Source organism: Kribbella sp. NBC_00662, from assembly GCF_041430295.1.
Taxonomy (GTDB): Bacteria; Actinomycetota; Actinomycetes; order Propionibacteriales; family Kribbellaceae; genus Kribbella.
The window spans coordinates 2,900,601-2,919,257 of sequence record NZ_CP109029.1 but is presented as its reverse complement, the minus strand read 5'-3'; the positions used below and the strand labels follow the sequence as shown (position 1 = coordinate 2,919,257).

The 18,657-nt window shown below is 69.1% G+C and carries 17 protein-coding genes; 4 read left to right on the top strand and 13 right to left on the bottom strand.

Annotated features, from left to right (window positions below):
* Positions 1–7 precede the first annotated feature (7 nt).
* The 7 genes from OHA10_RS14760 to OHA10_RS14730 form a co-directional block, all read right to left on the bottom strand.
* On the bottom strand, positions 8–1,156 hold the full coding sequence (locus OHA10_RS14760) for a VWA domain-containing protein (protein ID WP_371406759.1): 1,149 nt from the start codon (positions 1,154–1,156) through the stop codon (positions 8–10).
* Complete coding sequence (locus OHA10_RS14755) at positions 1,153–3,321, bottom strand: DUF5682 family protein (RefSeq protein ID WP_371406758.1); 2,169 nt, start codon at positions 3,319–3,321, stop codon at positions 1,153–1,155. Before OHA10_RS14755 ends, OHA10_RS14760 begins: the two co-directional genes overlap by 4 nt.
* The gene (locus tag OHA10_RS14750; RefSeq protein ID WP_371406757.1) at positions 3,318–4,400 is read right to left on the bottom strand and encodes an AAA family ATPase; all 1,083 of its coding nucleotides are present in this window, start codon (positions 4,398–4,400) and stop codon (positions 3,318–3,320) included. Before OHA10_RS14750 ends, OHA10_RS14755 begins: the two co-directional genes overlap by 4 nt.
* A 115-nt stretch (positions 4,401–4,515) precedes the next feature.
* Positions 4,516–5,979, bottom strand: a complete 1,464-nt coding sequence (locus OHA10_RS14745; RefSeq protein WP_371406756.1) for a DUF5691 domain-containing protein — start codon at positions 5,977–5,979, stop codon at positions 4,516–4,518.
* The gene (locus OHA10_RS14740; protein WP_371406755.1) at positions 5,916–7,199 is read right to left on the bottom strand and encodes an SWIM zinc finger family protein; all 1,284 of its coding nucleotides are present in this window, start codon (positions 7,197–7,199) and stop codon (positions 5,916–5,918) included. Before OHA10_RS14740 ends, OHA10_RS14745 begins: the two co-directional genes overlap by 64 nt.
* Before the next feature lie 110 nt (positions 7,200–7,309).
* Positions 7,310–9,658, bottom strand: a complete 2,349-nt coding sequence (locus tag OHA10_RS14735; protein WP_371406754.1) for an MFS transporter — start codon at positions 9,656–9,658, stop codon at positions 7,310–7,312.
* A 269-nt stretch (positions 9,659–9,927) separates the two neighbouring features.
* The gene (locus OHA10_RS14730; RefSeq protein WP_371406753.1) at positions 9,928–10,800 is read right to left on the bottom strand and encodes a LysR family transcriptional regulator; all 873 of its coding nucleotides are present in this window, start codon (positions 10,798–10,800) and stop codon (positions 9,928–9,930) included.
* Positions 10,801–10,887: 87 nt separating this feature from the next.
* Between OHA10_RS14730 and OHA10_RS14725 the strand changes: the two genes are divergently transcribed.
* Entirely contained in the window at positions 10,888–11,787 is a 900-nt protein-coding gene (locus OHA10_RS14725) for a TIGR03564 family F420-dependent LLM class oxidoreductase (RefSeq protein WP_371406752.1), read from the top strand.
* Positions 11,788–11,826: 39 nt separating this feature from the next.
* Complete coding sequence (locus tag OHA10_RS14720; RefSeq protein ID WP_371406751.1) at positions 11,827–12,888, top strand: serine hydrolase domain-containing protein; 1,062 nt, start codon at positions 11,827–11,829, stop codon at positions 12,886–12,888.
* A 29-nt stretch (positions 12,889–12,917) separates the two neighbouring features.
* Here the strand turns inward: OHA10_RS14720 and OHA10_RS14715 are convergent, their stop codons facing one another.
* On the bottom strand, positions 12,918–13,094 hold the full coding sequence (locus OHA10_RS14715) for a hypothetical protein (RefSeq protein ID WP_329005281.1): 177 nt from the start codon (positions 13,092–13,094) through the stop codon (positions 12,918–12,920).
* 228 nt (positions 13,095–13,322) lie between these two features.
* Between OHA10_RS14715 and OHA10_RS14710 the strand changes: the two genes are divergently transcribed.
* Positions 13,323–13,814 (top strand): DNA polymerase ligase N-terminal domain-containing protein, encoded by a 492-nt coding sequence (locus OHA10_RS14710; protein WP_371406750.1) that lies wholly within the window; start codon positions 13,323–13,325, stop codon positions 13,812–13,814.
* Here OHA10_RS14710 and OHA10_RS14705 read toward each other — a convergent pair whose 3' ends face one another.
* The 5 genes from OHA10_RS14705 to OHA10_RS14685 form a co-directional block, all read right to left on the bottom strand.
* On the bottom strand, positions 13,815–14,462 hold the full coding sequence (locus OHA10_RS14705; protein ID WP_371406749.1) for a nitroreductase family protein: 648 nt from the start codon (positions 14,460–14,462) through the stop codon (positions 13,815–13,817).
* 13 nt (positions 14,463–14,475) lie between these two features.
* Positions 14,476–15,435 carry a penicillin-insensitive murein endopeptidase gene (locus tag OHA10_RS14700; protein WP_371406748.1) on the bottom strand — a complete coding sequence of 320 codons (960 nt, stop codon included), beginning with the start codon at positions 15,433–15,435 and terminating at the stop codon, positions 14,476–14,478.
* 67 nt (positions 15,436–15,502) lie between these two features.
* Positions 15,503–16,120, bottom strand: a complete 618-nt coding sequence (locus OHA10_RS14695) for an L-threonylcarbamoyladenylate synthase (RefSeq protein ID WP_371406747.1) — start codon at positions 16,118–16,120, stop codon at positions 15,503–15,505.
* A 43-nt stretch (positions 16,121–16,163) separates the two neighbouring features.
* Positions 16,164–16,688 carry a class F sortase gene (locus OHA10_RS14690; RefSeq protein ID WP_371406746.1) on the bottom strand — a complete coding sequence of 175 codons (525 nt, stop codon included), beginning with the start codon at positions 16,686–16,688 and terminating at the stop codon, positions 16,164–16,166.
* A gap of 155 nt (positions 16,689–16,843) precedes the next feature.
* On the bottom strand, positions 16,844–17,659 hold the full coding sequence (locus tag OHA10_RS14685) for a DUF4397 domain-containing protein (protein ID WP_371406745.1): 816 nt from the start codon (positions 17,657–17,659) through the stop codon (positions 16,844–16,846).
* A 276-nt stretch (positions 17,660–17,935) separates the two neighbouring features.
* On the opposite strand from OHA10_RS14685, the gene OHA10_RS14680 reads away from it, so the two are divergent.
* Positions 17,936–18,655, top strand: a complete 720-nt coding sequence (locus OHA10_RS14680) for a hypothetical protein (RefSeq protein WP_371406744.1) — start codon at positions 17,936–17,938, stop codon at positions 18,653–18,655.
* Positions 18,656–18,657 lie beyond the last annotated feature (2 nt).

Sequence of the window (18,657 nt, the reverse complement as noted above, 5' to 3'; positions counted from 1 at the left end):
ATTCCTTTCACGTCAGGTTGGTGGATGCCCAGCTGGTGATGTCCTCGTGCCGGATCGCAGCGGCCATCAGGTCCGGGAACAGATCCGGCGTGCAGGCAAACGTCGGTACGCCGAGATCCGCAAGCGCCGCCGCGTTCTCGGCGTCGTACGACGGGGTGCCCGAGTCCGCCAACGCCAGCAGAGCAATCACCTGTACGCCGGACTCCACCAAGGAACGCGCCCGGCGCAGCATCTCTTCCCGGACGCCGCCCTCGTACAGGTCGGAGATCAGCACGAGCACCGTCTCGGCCGGTTTCGTCACCAGGTCCTCGCAGTACGCCAGCGCCCGGTTGATATCCGTGCCTCCGCCCAACTGCGTCCCGAAGAGCACATCGACCGGATCGTCGAGCTGATCCGTCAGGTCGACGACAGCAGTGTCGAAGACGACCAGCGAAGTCCGCAACGTGCGGATCGAGCCGAGCACCGCACCGAACAGCGACGCGTAGACGACCGACTCCGCCATCGATCCGGACTGGTCGATCGCGAGCACGATGTCGCGCTGCACACTGTGATTCCGTCGCGCGTAGCCCACCAACCGGTCCGGCACGATCGTCCCGAGTGTCGGCGAGAAGTGCTTCAGGTTCACCTTGATCGTGCGGTCCCAGTCGATGTCCGAGTGCCGCGGCCGCGTCGTACGCCCCGCCCGGTCGAGTGCACCCGTGACTGCTGCGCGCGTCCGCTCCGCCAGTCGGGCCTCCAGCTCGGCGACGACCCGGCCGACCACGTCCCGCGCCGTCTGCTTGGTCTCCTCGGGCATCACCTCGTTGAGCGCAAGCAGCGTGCTGACCAGGTGTACGTCGGGCTCGACCGCGCCGAGCAGCTCCGGCTCCATCAGCATCCGCGTGATGCCGAGCCGCTCGACCGCATCCCGCTGCATGACCTGTACGACGGTGCTCGGGAAGTACTGCCGGATATCGCCCAGCCACCGCGCGACCCGCGGCGCCGACGAACCCAAGCCCGACGACCGCTGGCTGCCGGATTCACCCTCGCCGGCGTCGTACAGGGCGGCCAACGCGGCGTCGACGGACCGGTCCTCGGACGACAGCGTCGTACCCGTCTCCTCCTCGGCCTCGCCGCCCAGCACGAGCCGCCAGCGCCGCATCCGCTCGTCGTTCACGAGACCCCCAGCAACTGCGCGACCACCGGCAGCGCGGTCGCCGCCAGCTCGCCGTCAAGGTCGTTGTCGTCAGCAATCACCAACGACGCCGGGTCGGCCAGCACCCGAGCCCGCGCGCCGATCGACCGCCGCTCCGGCGCCGCGAACGTCCCGAACGTACGCCGCAACAACGGCAGCACCTCAACGAACGCATCGTCCGGGATCGCGCCCAGCCACTCATCCACGAGCGCGAGCAGCCGCTCGTCGTGCACGAGCAACAACCCGCCGCCGGCCAGGAATCCCTCGACGTACCCGGCCGCCTCGGCAGTCGGCGTACCGGGAGACAACGCCCGGCCCAACCGCAGCGCGACCTCGTGATCCGGCAGCCGGGACGTGTCCATCATCAACCGCGTCAGCCGGCCCCGGATCAGCGGCGGCACCGAGGTCCGGTCACTCAACCCCTCCAACGTGTTCAGCCACTCGACGCGCACCTCCTCGGCCAGCAGGACGGTCGCATCCTGTACTCCGTCGATCAGCTCCTGTACCGCGGCCGCAGCGTCCGGATCGAGCCCGTGAACCGTCCGCCCGAGACCTGCGCACACCCGCGACACCATCCGCCCCGCGACCGAGGCCAGTCCGGCGGTGTCGGTCCCGCGGACGTCGCCGTACCGGGAGGCTCGCGCCAGCGCCGGCAGCGCCGCCATCAGATGACCCACATCGGAGTCGGCGGCCGCACGGGTGTCGATCCCTTGGAGCAAAGCCGGAAGTGCGTCCGCGAGATCGGCGAGCAGGGACCTCTCCAGCGCGGCCGTGACGTCTGCGAGCGTTGCCGAGTCGGCCGCCTTCAGCATCACGGTCGTCGCGGCGCCGAGCACCGTCGTACCATGGGCGCCTGCGGCAACCAGTTCGACCTCGAGCCCCGGATCCCAGGCCAGCCGCCACATCTCCCGGAACGTGCCCTGCGCCCGCCGTTCGTCCACGGCCGGCACACCCCAGTGCACACCGAGAATCCTCAACCTGTGCAGGAGTCTGGACTTCTCCAGGTCGTTCGACTTCCGCAGGTCGAGCTCGATCACGCGCTCGGTCGCGTCCCGCTTCATCCGCAACCGCCGCCCCTGTGCCGCCAGATCCGCCGCGACCGGGGCCTGCGGCGTCTCCCCCGGCACGGATCCGAGCAACTCGCCGACGACAGCTTCCCGCGTCACGAGATCCAGCAGTACGTCGTTCCCGCCGCAGAGCACGGCCCGCGTTGCCTCGGTCACCTCGCTCAGGCCGGCGAGAGGGCGTTCCCGCATCGCTGCCAGGGTGTCTGCGAGTCGGACCGCCTCGATCACGTGCGCGCTGGAGACGGGCAGATCCTCTTCACGCAGCACCTGGGCGACTTTGGACAGCCAGCGCGTGGTGATCTGGTCGGGCGCGGTGAACAGATGGTGGTACCAACCCGGTGACGTGATGCCGGCGCCGTACCCGCTCGTTGCCGCCAGCCGACCGTGCGTCCAGGGCACCCAGGTGCAGGCGATCTTCCGCTTCGGCAGGCCTTTGAGGATCCGTTGGTCGTGTGTTGCCGGGGGCAACGGAAGCTCCAGCGCGGGGACATGCCAGGCGCCGCAGACCACCGCGATCCGCTCGTAACCCTCCCGGATCGCCTTGCGTAGGACGGTCCGCATGTAGGCCTCGCGTTGCGCCTCGCGGCCGGTCGCTTCCGAATCGCGCCGGAGTTCGCGCATCGCGTCGGCGATGACGGTGAACGGCTCCGCGCCGTGGCGGCGCGACTCGATCACGTCGTCCCACCAGCGCTCAGGATCGTCGTACCCGCCCGCCTCGGCCAGCGTCGCCAGCGGATCCATCGACACCGACCGGCCGCCCGACGAGGCGAACTGCTGCGCCGCCGGCAGGTCGCAGAACCGCACCGGCACCTCGGCCGCCAGCCCGTACTTGATCGCCTGCCACTCGGGACTGAACACCGCGAACGGCCAGAACGCGGCCCGCGTCGAGTCGTCGACGGCGTACGCGAGCAGTGCGACCGGCGGCTCCATCTCTTCCGATGCCGCCAGCTCGACGATCTTGTCGGCCTCCGGCGGTCCCTCGATCAGCACCACATCAGGCCTGAGCTCGGCCAGCGCGGTCGCCACCGCGCGTGCCGATCCCGGGCCGTGGTGCCGGATCCCGAGCAGGTGGACGGTCATCCGGAAATCTCTCGGCAGGCCCGGTAGAACGGCGCCCAGTCGTCGCGCTCCCGTACGACGGTCTCGAGGTATTCCGACCACACGACCCGATCCGCGGCAGGATCCTTGACGACCGCACCGAGGATGCCGCCGGCAACATCTGTCGGCCGCAGCACGCCGTCGCCGAAGTGGGCCGCGAGCGCGAGCCCGCCGGTGACCACACTGATCGCCTCCGCGGTGGACAAGGTCGCGGACGGCGACTTGACCGCCGTACGGCCGTCCTCGGTCCGGCCGGAGCGCAGCTCACGGAAGATCGTCACCACACGGCGGATCTCGTCGAGCGCGTCATCCGGCTGCGGCAGCTCCAGCGCCGTACCGAGCTGCGCGACCCGGCGCGAGACGATCTCCACCTCGTCGTCAGCGGATTCGGGAAGCGGTAGTACGACGGTGTTGAACCGCCGGCGCAACGCGGACGACAGCTCGTTGACGCCCTTGTCACGATCGTTGGCGGTGGCAATGACATTGAATCCCTTGCGGGCCTGGACTTCCATGGCCAGCTCGGCGATCGGTAGCGCCTTCTCGGACAGGATCGTGATGAGCGCGTCCTGTACGTCGGACGGCATCCGCGTGAGCTCTTCGATCCGGGCGATCTTCGCCTCGGCCATCGCGCGCTGCACCGGACTCGGCACGAGCGCGGCCTCGCTGGGGCCCTGGGCAATCAACTGGGCGTAGTTCCACCCGTACCGGATCGCCTCCTCCGCGGTCCCCGCCGTACCTTGCACGAGCAGCGTCGAGTCACCGCTGATGGCAGCGGCCAGATGCTCACTCACCCAGGTCTTAGCCGTCCCCGGTACGCCGAGGAGTAGCAGGGCGCGATCCGTCGCGAGTGTGGCGACCGCGACCTCCACCAGCCGCCGCGGACCGACGTACTTCGGTGAGATCTCGATGTCGCCCGCCTTGCCGCCGAGCAGGTACGTGACGACCGCGGCCGGCGACATCTGCCACGCCGGCGGACGCGGTTTGTCGTCGGTGTCCCTGAGCGCTCGCAGCTCGTCGGCGTACTCGACTTCCGCGTGCGGGCGAAGGACTTCGGTGGTCATGGGGCCTCCTGGTCTGGACTGAGGAGCGTAGGGAGCGAAGCGACTGGAGCGACGAGGGAAGACCAGGAGTCACAGCCCCATGACCCGCCGCGCCGGAGGCGTGGCATCGATGCAGTCATGAGAGCTCCTCGTACATTTCGCGGCGGAAGGTCAGGGTCTCGACCAGGCGGCGACGCCAGGTGTCTTCCTCGCCGGTGGGTTCGCGGGTGATGGGATGGTTGAGCACCTCGGGCGGTACGGCGCGGGCCGCGGTGCTCGCGAGCCGGGCCCAGGCGCGGTTGGAGCCGACCTTGGCGAGCTGGTCCAGGATCATGTTCGCGAGCGACTCCGGCCACGGGACGGGCAGCCCGCCGACAAGTTCGGTGACGTCGACAGTCTTCCGCAGTACGTCGACCGCGCGGGCCCACTCCTCGGCGGGCAACAAGCGCAGCAGCTCTGCCGGACTGCGATCTCCGGTCGAGGCTTCTGACCGCAGGAGAGCCCGAGCCCACTCGGCGGAACCTTCGCGAACGGCGGCCTCGGTCCAGCCCGCTTGCAGAATGTCCGGTGCGCAGCCTTCGACAGGGGCCTGCAGCCAGGCGAGGTCCATCGCCGACAAGGGCGTGTTGGCAATGATCTGCAGGAACCACCAGGCCCGCTTGCCGATACCTTCCGGGTTCTGCGAGTCGATCCCATCGCGTTCCATCGGTGCCGAGAGTCGCTTGGGCAGGTCGACCGCGAGGACTCCCTGGCTCGGCATCAGGTGCGAGTGCAGCCGCTCGGTCATACGTTCGCCGTACTGCGATCCCGGAATGCGGGCCAGCAGGCGCGCAGCAGCCCGGCGTACCTCACGGGAACGGTCGTCGAGGGCAGACTCCAGGAAATCCTCGTCCGGCAAGGCCAATCCCTCGGTCAGCAGACCGAGGAAGTCGGCTCGGGTGGCAGCGGACTCGGTCGGCCAGACCTCGGCGAGCGCCTCGCGGGCTGCGTCGGGGTCCTGTTGGCGGAGGGTGCGCAGCCATGTCCGGCGCTGGATCGCGTTGCCGTGCGTCCAGAGCTCCGGATCGTTGCTCTCAGCAACGGCGGCGTGAAGGTATCGCCACTCCGGATTGAGATCCGCCATCCAGCGTGCGCGCCGACCGGCGGCTGCGATGACAAGCGGACGGTACTCGGCGCGATGGCGGGCGTAGTCGGCCAGCGCGGGCAGGTGCTCCGGCGGCACACCCCAGCCGCGGGCGTCGGCGGCGCGCAACCACTCGCCGAGCGCGGAGGTCTGGAAGCCACCGAGCATCGCGGCCAGCCGGCGGATCGCGACCGGCCGCGGCAACGGTCGGTCTTCGCCAGGTGCGGCAGGAATCGGCTCGAGTTCGCGGAGAGGTTTCCGGCCGGCGCGTTTGTAGATGGTCGCGAGCGCGGCGGCGTCGAGGAGGCCGCCGTCGCCGAGGCGCTCCTGGATGTGCTCAGGGAGGTCCTCGAAATGTGCCGGCCTGCGGTCGGTGCCCAGCAGCGCCGAGCTGACGAGACCGTCCCAGCCCTTCACAGGATCACCGGCCGATCGTCGTGCCAGCACGTCATCGGGCGCAGGCCTGCGCGGTTCCATTCACCGGCGACCGTGATCGGGTCACCGGCCGACACCGCGAGCAGCTTCCAGGCATCCCATCCCGGGAGCAGCTCGAGTCCGTCGCCGCCGGCGTCCACCAGCGCCCAGTTGTCACCGTGGCGGGCAGGTCGTACGTCCTGGAGCACCAGGGGCCAGCGTTCGTTCCACGGGTCGGCGGCGAGTGATTCGACGTACGACGCCAGCGCTTGGCGGACTGTAAAACCGGCCGGACGTGAAGCGGGAAGGCGGGGATCGGTCTGGGTGAGGAGGGCGCGCATCGGGAGAGCGCCTGGATAGAACGAGAGCGTGCCGGGGACGTATTCGCCGGGGCGGGCCGGGAGCGGGTCCAGCGGGCGTCCGGCGGCGGCGAACGTGAGGACCAGGCCGAGCCGGCCGGTCGTTGCCCCACGCAACCAGACTCGGCGGACCGTCAGGCGCTCGTCGGGCTCGATCACGCGACCGAGCACGAGCCAGTCGTCCTGGACCTTCTCGCCCTCCGCGAGGACGCGGGCGGTTTCGGTCGACCAGCCGATCCTGGTCTGCACGGTGTCGGCGAGTGACGGCGGGAGGTCGGCGAGGCGGTCGTGAGCGGACACGATCAGGTGGACGAGGGAGAGCTCTTCGAGCAGCTCGCCCGGCCATCCGTGACCGCGGCCGACGACGCCCGCCGCCCGGCGTACCGCTCCTGCAACTCCTGGGGCCTGCGCGTCGACCATGCGTGCGGCGAGGCGGCTGAGCTCCGTGTACGCCCTCTGGTCGAACCCGCCGAGCCCGACCCGGACCTGGTCGTCCAGCCAGCCTCTCAGCTCAGCCATGCCACTCGAGACGCGATCCGCACGACGCGAAGCACGCTGCTGGGCCGCGATCGGGTCGGCAACCTCGCCAGGCTTCCGCTCCGGCTGGTCAGCCCGGGCGGCGCGCTGGTCGACCCAGGTCTTCACCCACTCGACCTCATCACCCGGCCGCACCTCACCGGCGACCCACAACAGCATCAGCCCGAGCGCATGCTTGCACGGGAACTTCCGGCTCGGGCAGGAACATTTGTACGCCGGTCCGCTGAGATCAACCGCAGTCTGGTAGGGCTGCTTGCCGCTCCCCTGGCACAGCCCCCACACCGCCCGCTCGGACGCTCCCGCTTCCGACCACTTGGTTACCCGAGCCAGCCCCTGCCCAGCCTTCGCGGACGCAGCATCAGGCGCCAACCCCAGCACCTGCTCCACGTCCCACAACCCCACACCACTCCCTAACCACCGTCCCTACCCGAAGCATGCCACCCCCCACCGACACCCCACCCACCACCAGCCAAAAGCAGGCTTCGAGGACAGGAGGCCTAGCCGAACGGCTGGCGCTCGGGGCTGGCGGTGGCGTCGGGGTACCCGTTCCCGGTCGCATGCGGGAGGTGCGGCGACGTACCGTCCGACGGGAACGGGTGTTGAGTGCTCGGGGTGGGTGGGGGCGGGGTGGTGGAGAGGGTGTCTCGCACGGTGCCGAGGAGGCGTTCCTCTACCAGCTGGAGTTCGGCTATGCGGGCTCGGATTTCTTGTTCTTCGGACTTGGCTTCGGTGAGGAGTTGGTCGGCTTCGGCTCGGGCGGTGGCTCGGAGGTGGTCGGCGGTGCGTTGGCTGGCGCTCAGGACGCTCAGTTCGTACCGGCGGAGTTCGTCGACGAGTTCGCCCTGCGGGCGCTGAGAGTCGAGGATCGCGGCGGCGGGTTGAGGGATGCCGGCGCCGGGGAGTGTGTCCTCGAGGTCGGCGATCTGCTGGTCGACGCGGGTGAACAGGTCCTTGACGTCGGTCCGCATCTGCCGGATCACGGACGCGGCCGCCTGCACGCGCTCGTTGGCCTCGCGCTCACGCTCGCGAGCCGTACGCTCGGCCGACGTGATCACGTCGAGCGCGACGACGGCCGCCCGCTCAGCCGGATCATCCTCAGCAACCGCCGACTGCCCCGAAGAGTCGGCCCCCGCGGAGCCCGCCGCACCGGGCGCTCCCGCAGTACCGTCAGCCCCCGCAGTACCGTCGGCCCCCATCGCGACCGTCCGCCGCAGCGGCACCTCGCGGATGAACAACACGGCCAGCAGGCTCACCACAGCAGCGCCGGCCGCGATCACGAAGATCCGCCCGGTCGCGTCGCCGTACGCCTGTCGCACGATCTCCGCGACCGGCGCCGGCAGCGAGTTCACGTCCAGCACGCTCCCCGACCCGCCCTGCGCCGCAGCGGCCGCGGCCGGACCGAGCGACTTGATGTGCTCGGCGATCGAGTCGGTCACCCGGGTCGCCAGCACGGCGCCGAGCACCGACACCCCGACCGCACCACCCAGGCTGCGGAAGAACGTGACCGACGCGCTCGCCGCCCCGACCTCGCTGACGTCCACGGTGTTCTGTACGGCGAGCACCAGGTTCTGCATCATCATGCCCATCCCGATGCCCATCGAGAGCATCCCGAGCCCGATGTACCAGTACGGCGACGTGTGGTCGATCGTCCCGAGTACGCCGAGGCCCGCGGTCAGGAACAGCCCGCCGAGCACCAGGTACCGCTTCCACTTCCCGAACCGCGTGATCAGCTGCCCGGACCCGACCGACCCGAGGAACGACCCGAACATCATCGGGATCGTCAGCAACCCGGCCTCGGTCGCGCTGTACCCACGGGCCACCTGGAAGTACTGCCCGAGGAACACCGCGCTGCCGAACATCGCGATCCCCACCGAGAGGCTCGCCAGGATCGCCAACGCAGTCGTCCGCTCCCGCACCACCCGAACCGGCACGAGCGGCTCGCGCGCACTCACCTCGACGATCACGGCCAGCAACGCGAGCACCGCCGTACCGCCGAGGTAGGCGCCGGTCTGCCAGGACCACCACGGGAAGTGCTCACCCGCGAACGACACCCAGATCAACGGCAGGCTCGCAGCCCCCGCGATCAGCAGAGCGCCGAGGTAGTCCATCTTGACCTTGCGCTTCACCACCGGCAGGTGCAGGAACCGCTGCAGAACGATCAGCGACACGACCGCGAGCGGCACGCACACGTAGAAGCACCACCGCCATCCCAGCCACGAGGTGTCCACGATGACGCCACCGACGAGCGGCCCCGAAACGGTCGCCAGCGCCATCACGGCGCCCATGTAGCCGGAGTATCGCCCGCGGTTCCGTGGCGGGATGGCCGCACCGATGATCGCCTGCGCGAGCGCCATCAGCCCGCCCATCGCGAGCCCCTGCAGGACGCGCGCGCCGATCAGGAACGGCACGTTCTGCGAGGTGCCGGCCAGCACCGAGCCGGTGACGAACATGACGATCGCGAGCTGCACGAGCAGCTTCTTGCTGATCAGGTCCGACAGCTTGCCCCACACCGGCGTCGACACGGTCATCGCGAGCAGGCTGGCGGTGACGACCCAGGTGTACTGCGTCTGCGAGCCCTCGAGGTCCGCGATGATCGTCGGCAGCGCGTTGCTGACGATCGTCGAGCTCAGCACGGCGGTGAACAGTGCCGCGAGCAGCCCGGCGAGGATCTCCAGGATCTCCCGGTGCGACAGCTCGGCAGAAGCCGTCGGCGGAGTCGGTGGAGTCGGTGACGCGGATGGCGCGACCGGGGTGGTGTCCGGCTCGCCCTCGGCGTACCTGGAGCGATAGCGGTGCGGTGCGTCGGCCGTGGGTGTGGCCGGCGAGGTCCGAGTGGTGGCAGACATCAGTTTCCGTTCGTACGGCGGGATCGCGACGACCGGGCCAGTGCCATGCACTGCCCGGGGCGGAAACGGCTGACTTGTCCTCACACCAGCCCGATATTTTGGTTGCAACTACCAACAATATCCCCGTAGCGTCAGCAACCGCTCACCGGGAGCCAGCAAACCGTTCGCCGAAAGCTCATGACTATTTATGAGACGAGCCCTCCTCGGAACTCGCTTTCCAACGTACGATCCGGTGCTTGTTGAGGAATCAACACCCCTCGGCGGAGCTGTCAGGGCCCGCCGGGGGGCTCATCGCCGAACGCGTCGAGCAGGACCCGCGCACAGGGCGACTCCCCCGGGCCCATCACCAGGTTGCCCGGCGCCGACCCGGGCGGATTGAGCAGGCCCATCCACAGCGCACCCGCGGCCGCTTCGCAGGCAGTCCCGTACACGACGGTCCAGGCCGGCGAGCCCGTCGTCATCTCGACGACCGCGGACTCGAAGTCCTCGATCGGCCGACCGATCAGCGGCTCGAAGCCGGCCTCACGGCACGCGGCCATCAGGTGGTCACGCAGCCAGCTGTCGTCGGCAGGCAGCCGGAGCGGCAGCCCCGCGAGGTCGATCAGTTTGACGCCGTCGTCCGACCGGTAGGCCGCCGGGACCAGGACGGACAGTGGCTCCCGCCAGAGCTCGATGACCTGCAGATCGGCGGCTGCCACCTCGCCGCGGACGAACGCGATGTCCAGCTCCCCGGAACGCAGCGCGGTCAGGTACTCCGCCGTCGGCCCCGAGCTGAGTTGGATCTCGAGATCCGGCGTCCGCGTGCGGAGTGCTGTCAGACCGCGCTCAAGCCGGCCCCGGAGGCCAGGCGCCGTCCCGATCCGCAGTACGCCGGAACGCCCGGAGGCGAGCTCCGCGGCGACCTCGGCGGCTCGATCCGCGGCGGAAAGGACCGAGCGGGCCTCACGCAGCATGCGTTCGCCGTCGCCGGTCAGCCGCACGTGGCGGGACGAGCGGTCGAGCAGCTGGAGACCGAGCTCGCGTTCGAGCCGGGCGACCTGCTGGCTGACCGCGGGCTGGACGATGTTGAGCCGCTCGGCGGCGCGGCCGAAGTGCAATTCCTCGGCCACCGTGACGAAGTACCGCAGCTGCCGTAGCTCCATCGGACACCCCCGGCGATCACGATTCCTTATCGCTGTACAGCGTAACTGCGTCTGGGTCGGCGGCCGCCGCGCCCGTTGACTTAGGGCATGAGGATCGGACTGTGGATCGACGAAGAGGGCAAGACCATCGACGAGATCGGCGCCGCCGCGAAGGCCGCCGAGGACAACGGCATCGACCGGGTCTGGTTCAGCCAGCGACTCGGCTGGGACGCGCTGACGCTGATCGCCGGCGTCGCGTCGTACACCTCGACCATCGGGTACGCCGTCGGCGTCGTCCCGGTGTACCCGCGCCACCCGCTCGCGCTCGCCGCGCAGGCGCTCAGCGTGCAGGCACTGACCGGCAACCGGCTGACGCTCGGCGTCGGCGCGAGCCACCCGCACATGGTGGAAGGGATGCTCGGTATGTCGATGGACCGCCCCGCGGCGTACGTCCGCGAGTATCTCGAAGCCCTCGGCCCGCTGCTCGCGGGTGAACCGACCGACTACGTGGGCGAGCGACTGACCGCCCGCGGCCAGCTCGAGATCGCCGGAGCCGACGCCCCCGAACTCGTGCTGGCCGCGCTCGGCCCGCGCATGCTCAAGATCGCCGGGGAACTCACCGCCGGTACGACGACCAGCTGGGCCGGACCTGAGGTCATCGAGAGCTTCATCCGCCCGACGATCGACGCAGCGGCAACCGCGGCCGGTCGTCCGCAGCCCCAGGTGGTCGCGGGCGTCTGCGTGGCGGTCACGGACGATCCAGATGCGGCCCGGAGCTGGATGGGCTCCCACTACGGCGCGGCCGGCGACATGCCGTCGTACCGTGCCGTGCTGGATCGCGGCGGCAAGGCCGGGCCGGAGGAGACCGCGGTCCTCGGCGACGAGGAGACGGTGGCCAAGGAGCTCCAGCGGTACGCGGACGCCGGTACGACTGAGTTTCTGGTCTGCCCGGTCGGGACGGACGCGGAGGTGGAGCGCACGATCAGGTTCGCCCTGGAGTATGCATAGATGGTGTCAAAGGCCTCAGACCCGCTCCGACGTACCTGTATGGACCTTCAAGAGGTGGTGCAGAAGCGCATCGACGAACTCGTCGAGACGGAGCTCGGGCTGCAGGTGGCGGTCTACCAGCGCGGTGAGCTGGTCGTCGACGCGGTCGCCGGCGACGGCGTGACCTCGGAGACCTTGTACTTCGCGGCCTCGACCGGGAAGGGCGCGTCGGCGACGGTCGCGAACGTGCTGGTGGATCGCGGGGTGCTCGGCTACGACCAGCCGATCGTGGACATCTGGCCCGAGTTCGGCGCTCGCGGGAAGGACAAGGCCACACTGCGGCACGTGCTGACGCACTCGGTCGGCCTGCCGGCGCTGCCGCCGGACGCGACGCACGAGACGTTCTCCACCATCCCCGCTGATCTCGCCGCGGCGGAGCCGTGGTGGGAGCCGGGCACGAAGATGACGTACCACGCGGAGACGTTCGGCCTACTGGTCGGTGAGATCGTCCGCCGCGCGACCGGCCGATCGATCTCCGACGTACTGCGGGAGCTCGTCACCCCGCTCGGTATCGAGAACGATGTGTTCTTCGCGCTTCCGTCCGATCAGCGCGACCGGTTGATGCCGCTGGTCGAGCCCGAGGGATCCGAGGAGACGTTCGCGAATCTGGCCGGGATGTTCAGCAAGGTCGTGCCGCCGGTGATGCAGCCGCGGGCCGCCGGGCTCAACCGGCCCGAACAGTTGGCGATCGAGGATCCGTCGAGCGGGATCCTGACCGCCCGCGGCATCGCGAAGTTGTATGCGGGCCTGATCGGCGAGGTGGACGGCGTACGGCTGGTCCGGCCGGAAGCGGTGCCGGTGATCACCGGTCCGGCACTCGTCGCGCAGGACGAGTTGCTCGGCAACCAGGCGACGATGGCGCTCGGCTACGCGATCGGCAGGCTGGGATCCACAACGGAGGAGAGTCCGGCATCGTTCGGATGGCCGGGCATGGGTGGCAGTGTCGCCTGGGCGGACACGCGTTCAGGCGTTGCGTTCGGGCTGACGAGGACGCTGTTCGACCCGACCGGGTCGGCGTCGGCGGTTGAGATCGGCAACTTGGTTGCGAAATCTCTTTGCTGAAAACCCTTTGTGGTAAGGGCTTTCAGCTTTCAGGACTCGCGGACCGAGCGCTGGTCGACCCAGACGAGATGGCCGTGGTGGCTGACGAGAACCTCGTCGGCCCCGGCCGTCCCGCTCCGTCGACCCAGCTCCTGGCCTGCGATCCAGCGTCCACCGATGAGGACCTGGACCGCGACCGGCCGCGCCGGTGAGGGGGCTACGGGCATGGCACCTGCTTCGTGACAGGGGCGGATGTGATGGGAAGGTTGTGGGGGCTGGTTTCCCAACCAGACGCAAGCCTACAACCGCTTCAGCACGGACCGTTAGCGGTAACTCAAATTCCCCAGGAGCCTGATGACAGCACAGATGCCGCGCCTCCGGCGCGGCGGGTCATGGGGCTGTAACTCCCGTCCTTCCCTCGTCGCTGCGCTCCCCAGTCCAGGACGGGAGGCCCCATGACCAGGCCGATTTTCGTCGTCCAGCTGCATGATGCGAGGCGGCTGCACTACGACGTACGGCTCGAGGTCGACGGCGTGCTGAAGTCCTGGGCGGTGCCGCGCGGGCCGTCGCTGGACCCGATCGTGAAGCGGCTCGCGGTGTTCACCACCGACCACGATCTCGAGTACGCGTCGTACGAGGGAGTGCACCGGGACGCGCAGTACGGCAGCGGCGCCGTGATCGTCTGGGACGCCGGCGTCTACACGAACCTCACCCGCGACGACCGGCACCAGCTCGTCGATCCGGCCGAGGCGATCGAGCGCGGGCACTTGAAGGTGCAACTGCACGGCGTGAAACTCAACGGCGCCTGGGCCTTCACCCGCACCGGCGCGGACTGGCTCCTGGTCAAGGTGAAGGACGCGGACGCCGATCCTGGGCTGGACCTGACGGTGACCGAGCCCCGTTCGGTGCTGAGCGGGCTGACCATCGAGGAGATGGCCGCCTCGTGATCACCAGCTGTCGATGTGGAGAACCTCGTCGAGCGGCTGCCGCGCGGCCGGCTTGAAGTCGGTGCCGATCGTGTACGCCGTCGGGATCAGCACGGTCTGCCGGATGTCCTCCGGGAGACCGAGCAGCTCCGCGACCTCCTGCTCGTAGCTGAGGTGCAGCGTCGTCCACGCCGTGCCGAGAGCGCGAGCCCGGGCAGCGAGCATGTAGCTCCACGCGGACGGCAGGATCGAGCCCCACAGACCGGCCTGGTTCCCCGCAGGCAGTGAGTGGACCTTGAGGCAGGGGATCACCAGCACGGGGACCTGGCCCATCCGCTCGCCCAGGTAGGCCACGCTGTCGCCGACCCGGCGCTGGACCGGAGCGCGCTCGGGGTCGTCGGCGTGCAGCTTGCCGGCCGCACCCGGACCGGCCAGATACTGCTTTACCGACCGGCGGTAGTACTCGCCAATGGCTGCACGCTTCTCGGCGTCCGTGATCACCAGCCAGTGCCACGTCTGCCGGTTGCTCCCCGACGGCGCCTGCAGAGCGATCTCGATGCACTCCCGGATCAGCTCCATCGGCACCGGACGCTCGAGGTCGAGGCGCTTGCGGACCGTCCGGGTCGTCGTCAGCAGTTCGTCGGGGTTCAGGTCGAGGGTGTAGGTCACGCGGAACAGTGTGTCAGCAGACGTAGGTGCTGTTCGGGTGCACCTTCTCGCAGTACCGGACGTGCAGGTGGTTGTCGTGGGCGGGCCAGTTCATCGTCAGACCCTCGTTGATCAGGGTCGGGTCGTTGAACCAGATGTACTTCACGTGCCCGGGCGCCGCGGCGCGGACGGCCTGGATCAGCTGGCGGGTGGCAGCGCGGTCGTACGTCGCACTCTCCCAGGTGATCCGGCCCGCGGTGCATTGCGCGTTGTCGGTGCGGATCGGCCAGATGTCGATGTCCATGCCGTTGTCGTGGCTCGCGTGGCCCGGGATGTCGCCACCGTGCTCGAACCCGGCGTCGCCGTACGGGACCTTGCCCTGGTTGGTGCCGGCGAACGAACGGGCCGCGGCCTCGAGCTGGGCGATCGGGGCGGCAGCGGCCCAGTTGGCCGCCGTACCGTTGCCGTCGGGGTCCTGGTCGCACAGGTTGTTGGTGAAGTCGGGGTAGTCGTAGTGCCAGGCGAGGTTGCGCCAGGTGATCGGGCCGACGATGCCGTCCGCGCCGATCCCCGCGTGCGACTGGAACGCGACGACCGCGTCGTGCACCGCCGTGCTGAAGACGCCGTCGACCGGAAGGCTCAGCCGGCGTTTGGCATTCAGCTCGACCTGGAGTGCTTTCACCGCGGCGTTGTTGTCACCCGAGCGGATCGTCGGCACCAACGCTCCCCACGTCTGCGGCCCGACGATCCCGTCGACCCCGAGCCCCTTCGCGGCCTGGAAGGCCTTTGCCGCGGTGACAGTGGTCGCACCGAACACTCCGTCCGCATCAACACTCTGCCCGGCGTACTGCAGCAAAAACTGGATTGCCTGCACGTCGGCGCCGCGATTCCCACTGCTCTGGGTCGGAAAGAAGGCATTGGCATAGGCCTGCGCGGACGCCGGGACCAGCGCGGTGATCAGCAGAACGGTCGAGGCGAGCAATGCACGTCGCATGATTCCTCCGGGGCGGGTGAGGAGTTAGAAACTAAGTAACCCGCAACCGTCCCGATCGGGCAAGGGCTCACTCGAACGGAGTCGGGTCTCCTGCGCCTACGCGGACCAGTTCGGGGACGTCCTCGGAGAAGTCGACGACTGTGGTCGGCTCGGTGCCGGCTTCGCCCTCGATGACGGCGTCGATCTGGTTGTCGAGTTCTTCCTTGATCTCCCAGCCTTGCGTCATCGGATCCTCGTGGCCGGGGAGCAACAGGGTGCTGGAGACGAGTGGCTCACCTAGCTCGGAGACCAGGGCCTGGGTGACGACATGGTCCGGGATCCGCACGCCGACTGTCTTTTTCTTCGGGTGCAACAGCCGGCGCGGGACCTCCTTGGTGGCCGGGAGGATGAAGGTGTAGCTGCCCGGCGTGGCCGCCTTGATCGACCGGAAGACGGCATTGCTGATGTGGACGAACTGCCCGAGCTGGGCGAAGTTCTCGCAGACCAGCGTGAAGTGGTGCCGGTCGTCCAGCTGCCGGATGGTCCGGATCCGCTCGATCCCTTCCCGATTCCCCAGCTGGCAGCCGAGCGCGTAGCAGGAGTCGGTCGGGTACGCGATCAGCCCGTCCTCGCGCAGCAGGTCCACCACCTGCCCGATCGACCGCCGCTGGGGGTTCTCGGGATGGATGTCGAAATACCTGGCCATGACCGGGGAGCCTACCGCTGCAGATACGACGGGAAATTCCGGTCTATTTGGCCAGGCCGATCGGGGTCGCGGTCACTACCAGGTTGTCCTCGTAGCCACCACGATCGGCGTGGTACGGGCCGGTGCAGGTGATGAGGATCAGGCGATGATCGACGGTCTGGTCGAACGCCCCGCTCTTGGTCGCCAGCGCGTCCTTCCGCACCGACTGGATCGACACGACCCGGTACGACGCCGTGTGGCCGGACCCGTTCAGTACGACGGTCTCGCCGGCCCGAACATCCAGCAACCGGGCGAAGAAGCCGAGCCCCTCGTTCTTCGAGTCGACGTGACCGGCGAGCACCACCGAGCCGAACGGATCACCGGCCTCGGCGCCACCGTCCCACCAGCCGACCCATTGCGGCTTGGCCGGCACCTGGAGCTGCCCGTCGACGGTAGTTGCCGCAAGCACCGGTGCGTCCTTGCCGCCCGGCAGCACCACCTGCTGCGGGATGAAGCGGACGCGCTGACTCGGAGCAGGCGTGCCGACCCGTCCTGGCGGCGCGGACATCGGCTCGGTCGGAGTCGGCACGGGAGAAGGGGTGCCTTCAACCGTGAAGCCGAACGTCGATGTCGATGTCGATGTCGATGTCGGTGTCGATGCCGGCGTCGACACCGCGCCGTCCGCCCCGGCGGCACAACCCGCCAGGGCGAGACAGCACAGCGCCGTACCGACCAGTGCCCGGTTCAGCGGCGGACCACCTTCCGGGCAGTGACGACCGCGAGGCCCAGTGCGGCGAGGAACACCACGACCCACAGTCCGGACTGTCCGGCGGGGCTCTGCGCCTGGTCGAGCCCTGCCGCCTGTCCACCTGTTCCGGTGTTCACCACACCCGGCTTCGCCGATCCGGTGGCCGGCACCTTGATCGTGCCGAGGGCAACGGTCATCGTCTTCTGGCTCGGCGCGCCGATCGCGAACACCCGGGTCAGGTAACCGGCTTTCACCGGCAGGTCCAACGGACCGAGAACAACTGGTGACGTTGCGCCAGTAGGAACGATGTCCACCTTGTAAGTAGCCGCCGGAACGACCACGTCGAGTGATTCTCCGTTCGCTACGTTACGGAATAGCACCTTTCCGTTGACCCGAATGTCGGCCGGCCCGACGGCGGCGTCGTGCGCGACCCGCAACCCGGCCTTGTCGGCCGGCACCGCGGTCAACTTGTTCGCGTACGTCGTGATCAGCGGCTGGCCCGTCGGCGACACCGGCTGGTGGATGACGACGTCCAGACTGGCCCCGGAACCGGCCGAGATCTCACGCTGGATCACCAGCTTCCCGTTCTGTTTCGCCGTGATCATCCGCTTGCCGGACGCGACCCCGAAGGGCCCGACCAGCTTCCCGCCGGCCACCTTGGTGGCGACCTGATGACCGTCGACACTGATGTCCAGACTGCGCCCGGGCAGCCCCTGGACGAAGTACAGGTTCGCCCCCGCGGCGGCCTGCGCCGGCACCGTCAGGACTGCCGGCGCCGCCGCCACCGTCACGGCGAGCAGCAGCGACAACACCCTGCGAATTACCGGACCTCGAATTCTCGAAACACTCAGGGATACCGCCCGGAATTGCCCGGACACGCTCCGTTCCTGCATTTTCCTTCCCCCTCCGATGTTCGCCATAAAATAGCGTGAGCATTTCCCTACCCCACGAATTCGGGCGTATCGTATGCCCCAGTCGACCGGACCGGAAGGGGAAACGGTCAGGTCCGTTTTTGGGGGCGGTGACTCGTGGCAGGACCCGGCTCACCGCATCGGCGTCCCGGGCTCCTCCCCGAGCGGACATCGGGGGTGGGGGAGCCCGGACGTAGAGCCGGATCGCGAATCCTGGCGGCGGTCGCGCTGGTGCTGGGGTACAGCGCGACCGTCGCTTGTTCGGGCATCGGCGCCCTCCCGGTCGCGCCGAGTCCAGGGCTGAACAGCTCCCGTCCGTCCGGCAGCGCTGCGACGCCGAGGCCCACCACGCCCGGTCCGGGCGAGACCGTGCCCGGCATCCAGCTGATCGCCGTACCCCACCGGGACGGGTCGTTCGACATGACCGAGAACGTGATGTTGCCTGCGGCCACGGACATCCTGCCGCTGCAGCTGCCGTCGCCGGGCGACCACCTGCCCGGAATGATGTCCCGGACAACGCCCCGGGTCACCAACCTGAAGGTGGTCGCCGACGACCAGTCCGTGCCGATCGAGAACACCACGATCACCGCCGCTGGCGATCTGCCGTTGACCGTCTCCGCATCCAGGATCCGGCTGACCTACACCCTGTCCGGATCGGTGGTCGTCGCCTCTCCGTCGACGTCGACGCGGGCCAGTGCGGCCGTCAAACCGCTCACCTCGGCGGCCGGCGGGTCCCTACCGACCGACGTCACCGTGACCAGCGGTCTGCTGAACGCGATCTGCCCGCTGCTGACCGAGACCCGCTGCGCGGTCGGCGATCCGCCCATCCTCGGGATCCAGCCGGGTATCCCGGCAAGCAAGGCCCTCGTCGTGCTGCAATTGGATCTGCCACGCTGACC

Bases quoted from the DNA above. Each gene is read 5' to 3' on its own strand.
- OHA10_RS14730 (WP_371406753.1), bottom strand. From the start codon at position 10,800: ATGGAGCTACGGCAGCTGCGGTACTTCGTCACGGTGGCCGAGGAATTG.
- OHA10_RS14720 (WP_371406751.1), top strand. From the start codon at position 11,827: ATGGACCTTCAAGAGGTGGTGCAGAAGCGCATCGACGAACTCGTCGAG.
- OHA10_RS14745 (WP_371406756.1), bottom strand. From the start codon at position 5,979: ATGGAACCGCGCAGGCCTGCGCCCGATGACGTGCTGGCACGACGATCG.
- OHA10_RS14750 (WP_371406757.1), bottom strand. From the start codon at position 4,400: ATGACCACCGAAGTCCTTCGCCCGCACGCGGAAGTCGAGTACGCCGAC.
- OHA10_RS14700 (WP_371406748.1), bottom strand. From the start codon at position 15,435: ATGCGACGTGCATTGCTCGCCTCGACCGTTCTGCTGATCACCGCGCTG.
- OHA10_RS14710 (WP_371406750.1), top strand. From the start codon at position 13,323: ATGACCAGGCCGATTTTCGTCGTCCAGCTGCATGATGCGAGGCGGCTG.
- OHA10_RS14735 (WP_371406754.1), bottom strand. From the start codon at position 9,658: ATGTCTGCCACCACTCGGACCTCGCCGGCCACACCCACGGCCGACGCA.
- OHA10_RS14695 (WP_371406747.1), bottom strand. From the start codon at position 16,120: ATGGCCAGGTATTTCGACATCCATCCCGAGAACCCCCAGCGGCGGTCG.
- OHA10_RS14755 (WP_371406758.1), bottom strand. From the start codon at position 3,321: ATGACCGTCCACCTGCTCGGGATCCGGCACCACGGCCCGGGATCGGCA.
- OHA10_RS14725 (WP_371406752.1), top strand. From the start codon at position 10,888: ATGAGGATCGGACTGTGGATCGACGAAGAGGGCAAGACCATCGACGAG.
- OHA10_RS14715 (WP_329005281.1), bottom strand. From the start codon at position 13,094: ATGCCCGTAGCCCCCTCACCGGCGCGGCCGGTCGCGGTCCAGGTCCTC.